The organism is Chitinophaga polysaccharea (assembly GCF_902150045.1).
In the GTDB taxonomy this organism is placed as follows: domain Bacteria; phylum Bacteroidota; class Bacteroidia; order Chitinophagales; family Chitinophagaceae; genus Chitinophaga; species Chitinophaga polysaccharea_A.
The window spans coordinates 347,260-362,419 of record NZ_CABFVU010000004.1 but is presented as its reverse complement, the minus strand read 5'-3'; the positions used below and the strand labels follow the sequence as shown (position 1 = coordinate 362,419).

At 48.1% G+C, this 15,160-nt stretch carries 15 protein-coding genes; 10 read left to right on the top strand and 5 right to left on the bottom strand.

Annotation, left to right across the window (positions count from 1 at the left end; translation table 11 throughout):
• The first annotated feature begins 44 nt into the window (after window positions 1–44).
• The gene (locus FN124_RS26190; protein WP_142687749.1) at window positions 45–515 is read left to right on the top strand and encodes a hypothetical protein; all 471 of its coding nucleotides are present in this window, start codon (window positions 45–47) and stop codon (window positions 513–515) included.
• A 39-nt stretch (window positions 516–554) separates the two neighbouring features.
• Here the strand turns inward: FN124_RS26190 and bla are convergent, their stop codons facing one another.
• Window positions 555–1,454: a class A beta-lactamase gene (bla, locus tag FN124_RS26185; protein ID WP_142687748.1), complete on the bottom strand. Its 900-nt coding sequence runs from the start codon at window positions 1,452–1,454 to the stop codon at window positions 555–557.
• Between the two features lie 117 nt (window positions 1,455–1,571).
• Between bla and proB the strand changes: the two genes are divergently transcribed.
• Entirely contained in the window at window positions 1,572–2,606 is a 1,035-nt protein-coding gene (gene proB / locus FN124_RS26180; RefSeq protein WP_142687747.1) for a glutamate 5-kinase, read from the top strand.
• 12 nt (window positions 2,607–2,618) lie between these two features.
• Entirely contained in the window at window positions 2,619–3,866 is a 1,248-nt protein-coding gene (locus tag FN124_RS26175) for a glutamate-5-semialdehyde dehydrogenase (RefSeq protein WP_142687746.1), read from the top strand.
• Between the two features lie 32 nt (window positions 3,867–3,898).
• On the opposite strand, the gene FN124_RS26170 is transcribed toward FN124_RS26175, so the two are convergent.
• Together FN124_RS26170 and FN124_RS31000 are read right to left on the bottom strand one after the other, a co-directional pair.
• Window positions 3,899–4,972, bottom strand: a complete 1,074-nt coding sequence (locus FN124_RS26170; RefSeq protein ID WP_221887910.1) for a class I fructose-bisphosphate aldolase — start codon at window positions 4,970–4,972, stop codon at window positions 3,899–3,901.
• A gap of 60 nt (window positions 4,973–5,032) precedes the next feature.
• The gene (locus FN124_RS31000; protein WP_185937385.1) at window positions 5,033–5,200 is read right to left on the bottom strand and encodes a hypothetical protein; all 168 of its coding nucleotides are present in this window, start codon (window positions 5,198–5,200) and stop codon (window positions 5,033–5,035) included.
• Between the two features lie 125 nt (window positions 5,201–5,325).
• Here FN124_RS31000 and FN124_RS26165 point away from each other — a divergent pair, with 125 nt between their 5' ends.
• The 5 genes from FN124_RS26165 to FN124_RS26145 all read left to right on the top strand — a co-directional run bounded on the left by FN124_RS26165 (window position 5,326) and on the right by FN124_RS26145 (window position 9,503).
• Window positions 5,326–5,901: a histidine phosphatase family protein gene (locus FN124_RS26165; RefSeq protein WP_142687744.1), complete on the top strand. Its 576-nt coding sequence runs from the start codon at window positions 5,326–5,328 to the stop codon at window positions 5,899–5,901.
• Between the two features lie 17 nt (window positions 5,902–5,918).
• Complete coding sequence (locus FN124_RS26160; RefSeq protein ID WP_142687743.1) at window positions 5,919–6,635, top strand: response regulator transcription factor; 717 nt, start codon at window positions 5,919–5,921, stop codon at window positions 6,633–6,635.
• Window positions 6,619–7,977 (top strand): HAMP domain-containing sensor histidine kinase, encoded by a 1,359-nt coding sequence (locus FN124_RS26155; protein ID WP_142687742.1) that lies wholly within the window; start codon window positions 6,619–6,621, stop codon window positions 7,975–7,977. The genes FN124_RS26160 and FN124_RS26155 overlap by 17 nt, the downstream gene beginning before the upstream one ends.
• Window positions 7,978–8,086: 109 nt before the next feature.
• Window positions 8,087–8,572 (top strand): hypothetical protein, encoded by a 486-nt coding sequence (locus tag FN124_RS26150; protein WP_142687741.1) that lies wholly within the window; start codon window positions 8,087–8,089, stop codon window positions 8,570–8,572.
• A gap of 10 nt (window positions 8,573–8,582) precedes the next feature.
• Window positions 8,583–9,503: a bestrophin family protein gene (locus tag FN124_RS26145; protein ID WP_142687740.1), complete on the top strand. Its 921-nt coding sequence runs from the start codon at window positions 8,583–8,585 to the stop codon at window positions 9,501–9,503.
• Window positions 9,504–9,656: 153 nt separating this feature from the next.
• Here the strand turns inward: FN124_RS26145 and FN124_RS26140 are convergent, their stop codons facing one another.
• On the bottom strand, window positions 9,657–10,268 hold the full coding sequence (locus FN124_RS26140; RefSeq protein ID WP_185937384.1) for a tetratricopeptide repeat protein: 612 nt from the start codon (window positions 10,266–10,268) through the stop codon (window positions 9,657–9,659).
• A 407-nt stretch (window positions 10,269–10,675) separates the two neighbouring features.
• Here FN124_RS26140 and FN124_RS26135 point away from each other — a divergent pair, with 407 nt between their 5' ends.
• Both FN124_RS26135 and FN124_RS26130 read left to right on the top strand, forming a co-directional pair.
• Window positions 10,676–12,202 carry a glycoside hydrolase family 43 protein gene (locus tag FN124_RS26135; protein ID WP_142687738.1) on the top strand — a complete coding sequence of 509 codons (1,527 nt, stop codon included), beginning with the start codon at window positions 10,676–10,678 and terminating at the stop codon, window positions 12,200–12,202.
• Between the two features lie 16 nt (window positions 12,203–12,218).
• A complete protein-coding gene (locus FN124_RS26130; RefSeq protein WP_142687737.1) occupies window positions 12,219–14,357 on the top strand; it encodes a GH92 family glycosyl hydrolase in 2,139 nt (712 codons plus the stop codon).
• 50 nt (window positions 14,358–14,407) lie between these two features.
• Here FN124_RS26130 and FN124_RS31685 read toward each other — a convergent pair whose 3' ends face one another.
• Window positions 14,408–15,016, bottom strand: coding sequence for a sugar O-acetyltransferase (locus FN124_RS31685; RefSeq protein ID WP_142687736.1), 609 nt, complete (start codon window positions 15,014–15,016; stop codon window positions 14,408–14,410).
• Between the last annotated feature and the right edge of the window lie 144 nt (window positions 15,017–15,160).

Below are 15,160 nucleotides of genomic sequence, written 5' to 3'. Positions count from 1 at the left end.
TGCCCTGCAGTAAAGTGTAAGGGATATGCCAAATAACTATTGCTATGAAAACCATGAAAAAGCACCTTATCTTACCGGTAACGCTCCTCACTTTTGCTGCCTGCCACGAAAGTAAACCACCTGAGGAAAAAGTTTCCACAGATGCCGCACCGCCGGTGCAAACCGTTGCCGGAAGCGCCACCCGGATTACACATCCCTGCGCTGTATTGCATACGCCCGACAGTATCCAGCTGGAACATCTAAAAAAAGACAACGGGGAAGAAGCCTTTTATACCATCAATGAAGATTACCAGAGCTACATGACAGATGCACGTGCTTTCCTGGAAGAAAAAGGCGTAAAGATCATTGAGCCAGCCGGGGGAAAGATCAGTTTTCATTCTGCCAAAGGAGATGTCACCACATTGAATCTCAGCGATGTAAAATACAATTGGGAAATGTGGTTATTTGATGGCGACAAACTCCATAAAATAGATATAATTGATATTGAAAACGAGTATAAGAAATATATGAAATGATTTTCAGCAGGCAGTTTCAACAATGAAACTGCCTGCTTTTTATTTACTCCAGTGATCATACGCCGCTTTCGCAATTTTTGCAATGGCCCCTTCCCGCTCTTCTTCGCTGGCTTTGGAATCAGACACAAATACAGTGATGGCCAAATGATGCCCGTTTGGCAGGGTAATGATACCAACATCATTGGTGGCGCGGGTTAACCCGTTCTTTGTACCGGAGGTTCCTGTTTTATGCGCTACCACTGTGCCTGCAGGCAGTAATCCTTTCAATCTCTTTGCACCCGGCTTCGATGTGATCATAAGATCCATCAAATAGTTTTTGCTGCTGTCTGACAATACCGGTTCCCTGTAAAATATTTTCAGCAGCTGCGTCATGGCCATAGGCGTGGCCCAGTTCTTATACTGGATCATTTCATTGGGCACCTGCACTTGTTCCGTGGTGGCGATAACCATCTGTTTCACACCGAGGCTGTGCACATAGGCATCTGCTTTGGCAGTACCACCCAGTAAGCGTAACAACACATCGCAGGCGCTGCCATCGCTGGCGCGGATATTATGGCTGATCAGCTCCGATAACGCCATGTCAAAGTTCCCTTCGGGATGCAGATCCCGGATCAGGCTGGCCCCATTCCGCGGTATCAGGTCGCTTTTGGCAACATGAATGGATTGATCGAGGCGGAATTGGCGCCGGTCTACCTGGTGAAGTATAGCCATAGCGATCGGAAACTTGTATACGCTCTGCATAGGGAAATGCCCGTCGCGGTTAAACGAAACCGTATCCTTTGTTTCCAGGACTTCCGCATATACCCCAACTTTTCCTGATATATTTCCGGCGATGCCTGCAATTTGCTGACGGAGTGTTTGCTGGCCGCTGGCCATTGGGAGATATACAACGGAGGCGGCTACTGTGGCCGTTATAAACATGGCAACGTGCTTTATCATATAGCGTGTTTAATCAATACAAAAATCAAATAAAAGGCATTTCCGGCAACCAGGATAAATTATTCATTTAGAATTTCGCCGCCTTAATATTATTTTAGGCGCCAAATAGCGCAGAAATTGAGCAAACCGATATTAGTTATAAAATTTGGAACAGCGTCGATCACCCATCAGAACGGTGACCTCGACGAGACCGTGATTGCCGGTATAGCGCGGCAGGTGGCAGAATTACATGCAGACTATCATATTGTGCTGGTATCGTCCGGGGCGGTGGCCGCAGGGAAGCAGTTCCTGCGTCAATACAACGGCACCATCAGCGAGCGGAAAGCCGCAGCCGCAGTGGGTAATCCGCTGCTACTGAATAAATACAGCCGTTATTTCGCACCATATAGCATTGCTGTAGCGCAAAGTCTTTGTGAGCGCCAGCATTTTTCCGACAGGAACCAGTTCCTCCAGCTAAAACGTACCTATGAAGAGTTATGGGCCAGCAACATCATTCCCATTGCCAATGAAAATGATGTGGTGAGCAGCCTGGAACTGAAATTTTCCGACAACGATGAACTGGCCACACTCATTGCCGTAGGCTTTGGCGCATCATTGCTGCTGTTCAGCACTTCTGTTGCCGGTGTACTGGACAGGGCCGGGCAGGTAGTGCCGCAGATAGCTGTGATTGACAAAGCCGCGCTTGGACTGGCCGATAAAGAAAAATCCGCCCTCGGTTTAGGCGGCATGGTATCAAAGCTCACCTTTGCCCGCCTGGCTACCAGGATGGGCATCAGGGTGGTTATTTTCGGCATTCGCACTGAAGACGGGATACTCAATGCCATTGCGGGCAAAACAGGCACCTTGTGCCTGCCACAGCCCTGCAGCATGCCGGCCCGGAAAAAGTGGCTGGCCAGCGGCAGCCTGGTTACCGGCAGGATACAGGTGGATGCAGGCGCGCAACAGGCACTGGAAAAACGCCATAGCCTGCTTGCGGTAGGTGTGCAAGCCGTGCTGGAGAAATTTGAATGCGGGGAAGTGATTGAAATTGTAAATGAAGAAAATGTTGCCATTGCAGTAGGCCGGGCAAAAATTGCTTCAGACCTGCTCGATACCCAGCCTAAAGCGCAGAATATTGAAGTGGCCCATGCCGATGATATTGTGCTGTTATAAAGAAAAACAACCATGCAAACTATACAACCTTTACTGGAAAAAGCACAGCTGTCCGGCGTTTCCATCCGTACGCTCCCTGATGTACAGAAGCAGGCATTGCTGCGCAAACTGGCGTCCGTGATCCTGATCCGCTCGGAAGATATTATGGCGGAGAATAAAAAAGACCTGGACCGCATGGCAGACGATGATCCCAAAAAGGACCGGTTGCTGCTCAACGCAGCGCGGATCCGCGACCTGGCCTCCAGCCTGGAAGATATTGCCGGCCTGCCGGATCCGGCGAATGTACTGGTACTGGAAAGAACGCTGGACAATGGCCTGCTGGTACAAAAGAAAACCGTACCTCTCGGCGTGGTGGGCGTGATCTATGAATCAAGACCCAACGTAACGGTGGATGTAGCAGCGCTCTGTATCCGCTCCGGCAACGTATGCGTGCTGCGCGGCGGTAGCGATGCTTTTTATACCAATACCATACTTGTATCGCTGATACAGGAAGTATTAAAACAGTTTGAAGTAGATGAACATGCCGTGCAGCTGCTGCCTGCAGACCGCAGCCTGGTAATGGAAATGCTCACTGCCGTAAAATATATTGATATTATCATTCCCCGTGGCTCTGAACAGCTGATAGAGTTTGTGCGTACCAACTCCAGGGTACCGGTCATTGAAACCGGTGCAGGAGTATGTCATACTTACGTGGAAAAATCCGCCGATCTGCCGCAGGCGGCCGCTATTGTTACCAATGCAAAAGTATCCCGCCCGTCGGTATGCAATTCGCTGGACACGGTGCTGGTAGACGAAGCAGTGGCTGCCGATTTCCTGGCCCTGCTGGGGCCACAGTTGCAGCACTACGGAGTAGACGTATATGCGGACCCGTTAGCCTTCAGCATCCTGCAGAAAAATAATTACCCGCATCTTTTTGCGGCACAGCCGGAAGATTTCGGAAGGGAATTCCTTTCGCTGAAATGTTCCGTTAAAGTGGTGCCCGGCATCGATGCGGCGCTGGCGCATATCCAGCAATATTCTTCCCGTCACTCTGAAGCGATCGTTTCCCGTAACAATGCCCTCAGCGAACGTTTTCTCAACGAAGTGGATGCCGCAGCCGTATACGTGAACGCCTCTACGCGGTTTACAGACGGCGGCGTGTTTGGCCTGGGCGCGGAAATAGGGATCTCCACGCAGAAACTTCATGCGCGGGGGCCTTTTGCTCTTGAAAAACTGGTAACGGAAAAATGGTTTGTGCGTGGCAATGGCCAGGTAAGATGAGCGGAGGGCATTTCCCTCCACTCCTCCTGTAGTTAAGCGATCGTTATCTGTTCATTCAGGTATACATCCTGGATGGCGTTCAGCAGCGCTGCTCCTTCCGCCATAGGGCGCTGGAAGGCTTTACGCCCCGAGATCAGTCCCATACCACCGGCCCTTTTATTGATCACAGCGGTGCGTACGGCTTCTGCCAGATCTGCCTCTCCTTCGGAAGCGCCGCCTGAATTAATGAGCCCCATACGTCCCATATAACAGTTAGCCACCTGGTACCGGCACAGGTCAATCGGGTTATCTGAAGTAAGCGTGGTATAAATGCGCTCATCCAGTTTACCATAGGAAGAAGAGCCGGTATTCAGCGCTTTGTAGCCGCCATTTACCGCCGGCAGTTTCTGTTTGATAATATCTGCCTGTATGGTTACCCCCAGGTGGTTAGCCTGCCCGGTAAGATCTGCGGCGAGGTGGTAATCCACATCTTTCTTAAAAGCATCATTACGCAGGTAACACCAGAGAATAGTGGCCATTCCCAGTTCATGCGCTCTTGCAAAAGCGCGGGATACTTCCACGATCTGCCGGTCCGACTGATCGGAGCCAAAATAAATAGTGGCGCCCACTGCCACCGCGCCCAGGTTCCAGGCTTCTTCCACGGTGCCATACATCACCTGGTCAGCCCGGTTAGGATAAGTAAGCAGTTCGTTATGATTGATCTTTACAATAAAAGGAATGCGGTGTGCATAGCTGCGCGCTACAGCCGACAACACGCCAAAAGTGGAGGCTACTGCATTGCAACCGCCTTCTATGGCCAGCTTCACGATATTTTCCGGATCGAAATAAGCGGGATATTTAGCAAAAGACGCCCCTGCACTGTGCTCCACGCCCTGGTCTACCGGGAGTATAGACATATAACCGGTGCCCCCCAGCCGGCCATGGCCAAACAGCTGGCCCAAACTGCGCAGCACCTGCGGATTACGGCCGGAAGCCCGGTAAATGCTGTTCACCGTATCCGGCCCCGGCAGATGCAGCAGGTCTTTGCTGATGGTTTTGCATTCATGTTGCAGCAGGGTATCGCTTTCTTTGCCCAGTAATTCGCTGATTTTTTCGAAGGATAACATAAGCATGACTTTTTGATACGCCTAATTTAAGGATTTAATACGGCAACGGCTACCCTCCGTTCAATATGGAGTGGGGCCTTTCGGACGGGGTTGTTCTTCCCTTTCCTCTGTGACCATTTCCGTGCCTTCAAATGCGCCTCCTGAACCATCATGGATAACGGGTTCCGGTTTTATTTCGCTTTCTTTCTCAACTGGCTTTTCTTCGTTGGGATCAATATTCATTTCCATAATAACAAAGGTACTGATTACTTGTAAACAGGTATAAATGTGGTGAATACGCCCGGGAATTTTTAACTATTAACCCCGCTCCCTTTTATATATATTTGTTCCCCGGAAAGATTAAAAGACCCAATATGACCCAGATCGCTATTATCCGTCATGGTACCACCTCCTGGAATAAAGCCGGCAAACTGCAGGGGCATTCAGACATCCCACTGGATGAGGAAGGCATTACGCAGGCCCTTAAACTGGGGCAGCGGCTCAGCGGCGAAACCTGGGACCTTATTTACTCCAGCCACCTGCTCCGCGCCAGGCAAACTGCCGCTATCATTGCACAGGAGCTCAATATAGAAAGCGTCATTGAAGACAGCCGCATCGGGGAAGCCGGCGGCGGACTCATTGAAGGCACTACGGAAGAAGAGCGTCTTCTCCGCTGGGGCTCCAGCTGGAAACTGATGGACCTTGGCATGGAAAGCAATGAAGCCGTAGTAGCAAGAGGGCTCTCCTTTATGCAGGACCTTCTTTCTGAAAACAGCGGCAAAAAGATCCTGCTGGTAAGTCATGGCAGTTTTATCCGCCAGATGCTGGACGCCCTTCTTCCGCAAATGCATCCTACTCCCGCCATGAAAAATACTTCTTTTACGAGGCTTCAGTTTTCCGATGAAAACTGGAAATGTGAGCTGTTTAATTGTGTAAGCCACCTTGAATAGGATTATATTTGTTGTTCATGAAACTATTACTGATAGAAGATGAACCTGCTGTAGTATCTGTTATTACCCGCGGCCTTTCAGAGGCAGGCTACGAAGTGAGCGTGGCTCCTGATGGCAACAGCGGGCTGCAGATGGCCCTTAATAACCCATCATTCCGGTTGATCATACTCGATGTAATGCTGCCCGGCATGAACGGGATAGAAGTATGCCGCTCCATCCGCAAAGCGCAGCTGGAAGTGCCTATATTGATGCTTACCGCATTGGGAACAACAGAAAATATAGTAATGGGCCTCGACAGCGGCGCCGACGACTACCTCGTGAAGCCGTTTAAGCTGCAGGAACTGGAAGCCCGCATCCGCAGCCTTATGCGGAGAAAAAACAATACAGATATGCCCGTTCCCGTTACCCCGGCTTCCATACTCAGTATGGCCGACCTGGAACTGGATACAGATACCAAATCCGCCAGCAGGAACGGGAAAAATATCCAGCTCACCGCCACAGAGTACAGGTTGCTGGAATATTTACTGAAAAACCCGAGGAAGGTGCTGTCGCGACTGGAAATACTGGAGCAGGTATGGGGCATCGAATTCAATATGAACACCAAAGTGGTAGACGTTTATATCAACTATCTCCGGAAAAAGATCAATAAATATAACCCGGCAGAACTGATACATACCGTGGTGGGACTGGGTTACATGATCAGGGAAAACAAAGCTGATGAAGATACGCACTAAGATATTGCTGTTGTTCGCGGGGTTAACCATTTCCACGATCCTCATGATGAGTGGGCTGGTGTATTATTTCACCAACCAGCACTCTTTCGAGGACTTTTACAAACGGCTGGAAATACGTGCCTATCTTACTGCAAAAGCTACTCTTCCCTATTATGAATCCGATTCCATCATCTATAACGAGATCCGGGAAGAGCACCTGGAAAAACTGCCTGCTGAAAGGGAATACTTTCTCCAGGTAGCTGCCGACGGCACTATACATAAGGATGAACAATTAACGCTCCCTCCTTCTTTTTATCAACAGGTGCTCAATGAAAGCAAGGCCACTCACCGCGAAGGCGACCGTTTCTACGAAGGCGTACTGTATAAAAGCAAGCAGGGTCTGTATATCGTTATTGTATCTGCCATCAATAAATACAATGTAGAGTACCTCAGCTGGCTCCGGAAAATCCTCCTTATATGCTCTGTGGCCTCCAGCGTGATCCTGGTGGGCGCCGGTATCTTCTTCTCCAAATATATTTTAAAACCTATCCGGCAAATGATGGTGCAGGTAAAAAGCATCAGCTCCCGCAACCTGCACCTGCGGCTAAACGTAGAAGAAAGCGGCGATGAGATCAATGACCTGGCGAGCACCTTCAATAATATGCTGGACCGCCTGGAAACTGCCTTTGAAACGCAGAACAACTTCGTAAGCAATGCTTCGCATGAACTGAGCACACCGCTTACCGCTATTATTGGTGAAGCAGAACTGGCGCTTAATAAAGAACGCACCCAGGAAAAATATATCTACTCCCTGCAAAATATACTGCATGAAGCCGGGCGGCTGGAACATATCACCAAAAGCCTGCTGCACCTGGCGCAAACCGGTTTCGACGGTAAAAAACAGGAATGGGGACAGATCCGCAGCGATGAGCTCTTATTCACGGTAAAAAATACCATCGATAAACTGCATCCCGGTAATAAAGTAGAAATCGACTACAGCCTTTTTCCTGAAGAAGAAGAAAAACTGGTGATACCGGGCAACGAACAGCTGCTGGAACTTGCCCTCAGCAACATAGTAATGAATGCAGTGAAATATTCCAACAATGAACCTGTATCCATTGCGCTCGCCGCTACAGAAAAGAAAAATATTATTATCGTAAAAGACCAGGGCATCGGTATTCCACCGGAAGATCTGCCCTACATCTTCTCCCCATTCTTCCGCGCTTCCAATACCGGCCGCTATAAAGGATACGGGATCGGGCTTCCACTGGCCATGAATATTATCCGTATGCACAAGGGAGACATCATTGTAAACAGCCAGGTAAACCAGGGAACCGAGATCAGGGTGGAGCTTCCACTGTAGGGATCGCTTTCTTACCAAATTCTTACCACATTCTTACTACCTTTTAACGCTGCTCTTACTGGTTACTTATTTCACAACAATAATTTTGTTGTTATAAAAGCTACCAGATATGAAAAATATACTCATACCAACAGACTTCTCCATCCGCTCACTCAGTTATGTTCACAACATTGTAGCACAGCACCCAGGCGAGCAGGTTAACATTATATTAATGCACGCGCTGGAAATGCCAGACTCTTTATTTGACCTGATGACATACACCCGTAACAGCAGGCATATAGAGCTCATTTCGTCCGACTTCCAGGATGGCTGCGAAATTATCCGTAACAAATATTCTTCTTCCATTAACCAGCTGAAGATTGAATTCTTTCATGGCAATACCCGTGCAGCATTACGCAATTTCCTGCTGGCACAAAATATTGACCTGATCATCCAGCCTGTTGATCATGAATTTAACGCGCCTTCAAAAAGAAGCTATAATCCGGAAAAACTGATCAGCAAATGTAACTATCCAAAGATGAAGATCCAGCTCCAGAGAAGGAAATACGTGGTAGACAGGTCTACCATCTCAGCGCTATTGCTGCCAACAGAATAAAAGAAAGGTTATGTTACTCAAGAATAATATCCCTTTAAAATATGTTTTTGGTAAAATTAAGGTAGAGATCCTGCTGGTGACCATCTACTCACTGGCCATCAATATACTTTATTACCAATACGATTTCACCAACATGGCGATCCCGATAGCGGTACCCATGGTGCTGGGAACGGTATTATCGCTATTGCTCGCATTCAGATCGAACCAGGCCTACGACCGGTGGTGGGAAGCCAGGACCATCTGGGGGGCCATTGTAAATGATTCACGCTCACTGACAAGACAGGTTCTAAGCTTGATGGATGCTACTTATCAGTCGGAAGACCTCACTCTTTTCCAGGAGCGTTTTGTAAAGCGACAGGCAGCATGGTGCCATAGCCTGGGACAATCGTTACGTAAGACAGATCCGCTCAAAGGTGTAGACAGATTATTATCAAGAAGGGAATTAAACTATGTGATGAGATATGACAACGTACCGGCTGCCCTGTTGTTTTTACATGGAAAAGACCTGAAATATGCTATGGAGCAGGGATGGATCAATCAGTACCAGCAAATTGCCCTGGACCAGACCATTACAAAGCTCTGTGACTCCATGGGAAAATGCGAACGTATTAAAAATACCGTGTTCCCGGCCACTTACAGTCTTTATACACACTTTACCGTGATCTTCTTTATACTGTTATTGCCGTTTGCCTTAATAGATGTGCTGGGCTTTATGGAAATACCACTAGTGGTAGCCATTGCCTCCTCTTTCCTGCTGATTGAAAAAATGGCGATCAATCTGCAGGACCCGTTTGAAAATAAACCTACAGATACACCGGTAACAACTATTGCCAGGAATATTGAAAAAGACCTCCGGCAAATGTTGCACGAGCAGGAGATCGAAATCACGCAGGCAGAGCAGGTGCCTACACCCTCTTACTACGTGCTTTAAAGCTGATTTGTGTTTAAGGCGCCCTCTCCAAAAAGGGCCGTAATTTATAGCGTTAAGACAAAGGCTCCGGTATCAACCGGGGCCTTTTCTTTATAATGTAACCAACTTTCCTGATCCTACAGGGGCTAAGCAGCCAGCAATAGCCGGCCATATCTACAGCGTAGCCAGTTCTTTTTTTGATAACCATACCCATTTGCGGATAGTTCGCCGTACATAGCGCGGATGCAGGTCGAGTTCCTGCCCTGTTTTTTCAAACTGAGCCCGCGCTTCACTTTTCCGGCCCTGTTTCTTTAGCAGCAACCCGTAATAATACATCGCCTCCAGTGAATGGTGCACGCGGATTATTCTCTGGTATTCTTCTTCCGCCCTGGCTGTTTCCATTGTTCCTTCCAGCGCGCGGGCATACATCAGTTCATCATCTGCCTTACTCATCCGCACGCCCTTGAATGTATTCAGCTTATCGAAACTTACAATACTGGCCGCATACTGCCCGTTCAGGAACTGCCACCGCGCCAGCTGTAAAATAATACCGGGATCCTTGGTGAAGCTGTTGGCGCATTCCAGGGTGAGCCCAATGGCTTTATCGTATTGCTTTTGCTGGGCATAGGCATCTGCCAGCTGCATTTTGTTGGCAACGGTATCGGATATACGCACCCGTTTTTCCCATTCCCTGATCCGCCCGTTGGGCGACAGGAAGCGCATCAGGCTTTCGCCTGTATTACCGCTGGTTATACCCGGCAGAATTTCCCGGATAAAATATACCACTATCCCTATTACAGGTATAAACAGGATAAAAAATAACCACTCCCTACTCCTGCCCGATCTGAGAACATGTACAACACATACAACCTGCAGTATAATAACAAGATAATAATAGTCACTCCAAAATGGGAACATAGCGTGTCAGCAACCAGGGTTAAGAAAACTGATTCCCGGCAAAAATAATAAAATAAGATAATTTGTGGTTCGGGGTTTAAAAGGATAATCCTGAAGGAGATGTTAAAAATAAAATACGTCTGCTCCCAGTGAGTCGGTCCGGCTCACACCACACAATGAGACTTTACAATGAAGGAATGAGATGTTTTATCGAAAAAACATCCGCTTAACCTTCTATTTTTGCTCCCACCGGTTTCCCGTCTATGCTAGCCGGCTATTCCATAAATGAGATAAAGATGAGATGTAAACTTCCGGCACTGGCCTTATTCGCTTTTCTGTCAGGTATTCAACCTTCCATAGCCCAGCAGGTGCGGGCCAATATTCCCGGCGACTTTGCAGATCCCTCCATTATCAGGAAGGGAACCAGCTACTATGCCATAGGCACTTCCAGCGAATGGGGGCCTCATTTTCCCATCTTCCGGTCGAATAACCTGCAACAATGGCAACAAACAGGATTCTTGTTTGATAAAGCGCCCTCCTGGACTACCGCCTCCTTCTGGGCGCCTGAATATTTCTTTCATAATAATACCTACTACGTTTATTATACCGCGAAAAGGAAATCGGACGGCGTTTCCTGTATAGGCGTAGCCACCTCTTCTTATCCGGATCACGGCTTCAAAGATCATGGCATCATCATAGCACATGGCAAGGAAGCTATCGACGCCTTTGTGTTTAACAACAACGGGCAATTGTACATTAGCTGGAAAGCCTATGGCCTCGATAACCGGCCTATTGAAATACTGGGCAGCAAACTTTCCAATGACGGGCTTTCACTTGAAGGCCAACCTTTCACTTTGCTGAAAGATGATGCCCGCAACGGCATGGAAGGGCAAAGCATCTTAAAAAAGGATGGTTATTATTATCTCTTCTATTCTGCGGGTAACTGCTGTGGCGTATCCTGCAGTTACCAGGTACGGGTAGCGAGGGCAAAAAACATCACCGGCCCATACCTGGAAGAGGGCGCCGATAATCCTGTGCTCACCGATAACGGCAGCTGGAAATGCCCTGGACATGGCACTTTCGTACAAGACAAGACCGGTAACGATTTTTATATTTATCATGCTTATAACAAAGCCAGCAATGTATTCACCGGCAGGGAGGCGCTGATTGCGTCATTGTCGTGGAAACCAGACCAGTGGCCGGAACTGCGCCCTGTTCCTGTTAGCGGTAGCAACAAAGAAAATATTCATCTCCATTACGACTTTTCCAGGACTACCGGGGAAATTTTCTGGCAATGGGATTTCAGGAATATGAGGCCCGTATTCCGGCAAAAGGATGGGGCGCTGCAATTATCCGGGACATACAACAGTGATCATCCTGCCGGGATAGCGCTTACCCTCCGTCCTTATGCAGCGGCCTATGAAATCAGTACAGCGGTAACGAACAATAACAAGGCCGGCAAAGGACTGGTTATTTATGGAGATGTATCTGCCGCCGCCGGTATTGCTGTTCGCAATGATACTGTTGAGTTCTGGGTAATAAAAGACGGCAAAAGGAGTGTACCCGGCAAACAGAAAATTCCTGCTGCCAATGTTCCTGTATACCTGAAAATGGTAATGCTGCCAGACTTCACCTGCAGGGTATACTGGAAGCAACAGGGCGGATGGGAAGAGCTTACCCCGGGTAAAAAAGCCTTCCCCGTTAATTTCCTTCCACCGTGGGACCGTAGTCCACGCCCGGGATTGAACTTCCAGGGCATGCCCGGTGAAAATGCCGCATTCTCCTTTTTTGACATCAGGTACACGGATGAAATACCGCAATAATATAAATTACACTGGAATGAGAAAACAAACTTTAGCCACGTTATTGATGATACTGTTCACTTCCCTTGCGGGTAACAGTCAAACCTATACGAAATATGTGAACACCTTTATAGGCACGGCGCCAATGACGGATCCTAAAATACTCGGCTACGAGTTACCGCAGGGCTGGAGATCATGGGCTGGGCTTACCTTTCCCGGAAGCTCGCTGCCCAATGCCATGGTGCAGTTAAGCCCTATGACAGAATATGGCTCCGGGGCCGGTTATGAGTATGAAGACTCCGTGATCTACGGCTTCACACATACAAATAAGGGGCATTGGAACCTGTGTAATATTCCTGTGCTGCCGGTTTCAAACCCGGGGGGAAAATTCGGTTCCCGCTTCTCCCATAAAAAAGAAAGCGCAGCGCCCGGCTTCTACCAGGTGTACCTGGATGATTATAATGTGAATGTAAACCTTACCTCCACATTAAGGTGCGGGTATCATCAATATGAATATAAAAATAACGAGAGTCGCCAGATCCTTTTCGACCTGGCAAAGGCCAATAACAGAGTAAACGGCTGGAGCATTGAGCAGGTGGGCAATTCAGCGGTGCAGGGCTACCAGCAGGCCGGCGGCAGGATCTACTTCTACGCGGTGCTTAGCGCCGGTATTGAAAAACTGGAAAAGAAAAATGAGGGAAAAAGCGATGGCTTTGCGCTGGTGCACATAGCCAATGGCAGTAAAGGACCGGTAGAACTGAAAATAGGCATATCGTTCGTAAGCGCTGAAAACGCCAGGGAAAACCTGGAAAAAGAAATCGGCAACAGGTCTTTCAATGATATCCGTAAAGCGGCTACACAGCAATGGGAAAAGCTGTTGTCATCCATCCAGGTAAAAGGCGGCACCAGTAAGCAAAAAGAGATGTTCTATTCCTGTCTTTACCGCTCCTTCCTGTGGCCCGCGCTTCGCAGCGATGTAAACGGCCAGTATACAGACGCCAAACGGAACGTGGTAAAAGCTGATTTCAATTATTACACCGAGCCGTCTTTATGGGATACCTACCGCAATAAGGATGTGCTGTTGGGGCTTATATCGCCGCAGGTAACACTGGATGTTATTAAATCGATGAAAGATGTGGGAGATAAAACCGGTTTTATTCCCACTTTCTTCCATGGGGATCATGGTTCCTCCTCTATTGCAGGGGCTTACCTGAGGGGCATTGATGATTTCGATATAAAAGGCACCTACAGGATATTGCTGAAAAACGCCACTGTAGAAGGGGGTGCAAGGCCATTTATCAAAGAATATATGGAGAAGGGGTTTATCAGCGATCCGGACGTGACTAACCCCCACGTAGAAACGAAAGGCAGGGCCGGCGTATCTAAAACGCTGGAATATTCCTACGACGATTACTCCGTTGCACAGATCGCAAAAAAACTGGGGGATACGGCTAATTACCGCATGCTGATGGCGAGATCGAAGAATTATAAGAACATGTTTGATCCATCTACCAGGTTTATGAGGGGAAAACTGGAGAACGGAGATTGGATTCAGCCCTTTAATCCACAGTATCCCTATTATGAGTACATGTACCGCGAGGCCAATGCGTGGCAGGTATCCTTTTTTGCACCACATGATATGCCGGGCCTCATAGCGTTGTATGGCGGCCCCCGGGGCTTCGAATCAAAACTGGATTCCCTGTTCACCGTTCCCTGGAACCCCAGCTATATTGCCAGGAATGTGGAAACGATGATAGGCCAGTACTGCCATGGGAATCAGCCCGATCATGAAGCGCCTTTCGCCTATTATTTTATCGGCAAGCCTGAAAAATCACAAAAGATCATCGACACTATCTTAAATACATTATACGGCATCGGTGATAATGGCCTGGCCCTTTGCGGTATGGACGATGCAGGGGAAATGTCGTCGTGGTATGTATTCAATGCACTGGGGCTGTATACTTTTTCCGCTACCGATCCTGAATACCTGGTTACTGTTCCGTTGTTTGATGAAGTGAAATGGAGAACCAGCAACGGCAAGCTGCTCACTATATCCAAACCGGGTAAAGGCCGGAACTTAACTGCCATCAAAGTAAACGGCAAAGAAAACAAAGGGTACTTTGTGCCGCACGACCTGTTTAAACAGGGAGGGAATATAGAAATTATTACGAAATAAGTTGCTGCTGCCGGGCCCTCGTTTCATAATCCGGGCCCGGCAGTTTTTTATCAGTAATCCTGCACATCAAATTTCTTGTCTTTATAATAGAAATGTTTGTCCTCCTCCCTGATGGGGCGCAGTACCCGGCAGGGGTTCCCTACAGCCACCACGTTGGCAGGAATATCCCTGGTTACCACGCTGCCAGCGCCTATCACCGCGTTATCGCCAATGTTAACACCAGGATTTACAACGGTGTTCCCTCCAATCCAGACGTTGTTGCCAATAGTGATACCGATCCCGTATTCATAGCCGGAGTTCCGTGAGTCGGGATGGATAGGATGCCCGGCGGTGAACAATGAAACGTTGGGGCCAAACATAACGTTATCGCCAATACGTACTTTTCCCACATCCAGGATAATGCAGTTATAGTTGGCCATGAAGTTATCTCCTACTTCGATGTGTTTGCCATAATCGCAATGAAATGGCGCCAGTATCAATACATTCTTACCGGCTTTGCCAAGAATGTTTCTTATATACTGTTCTATTTTTTCCGTTTCATCCGGCGGACAAAGGTTGTACTGGTAGATCCTCTTTTTATTTTCAAGCTGTTCTTCCGCCAGTCCATCCATCCAAGCTTTGTAAGGCAGGCCGGCCAGCATTCTTTCCTTTTGATTCATACCTGGTTACTTTTTGTGAATTTATATGTTTTGGAGAGAGTTACAAACGTCTTGTAAAAATAGCCCTGATACCGTTAGTAGTTTCATCCGGCATTGTTTGATAGGCCCTCTCAATATCGGGGTCCCTCCCTAAGCATGGCCCGG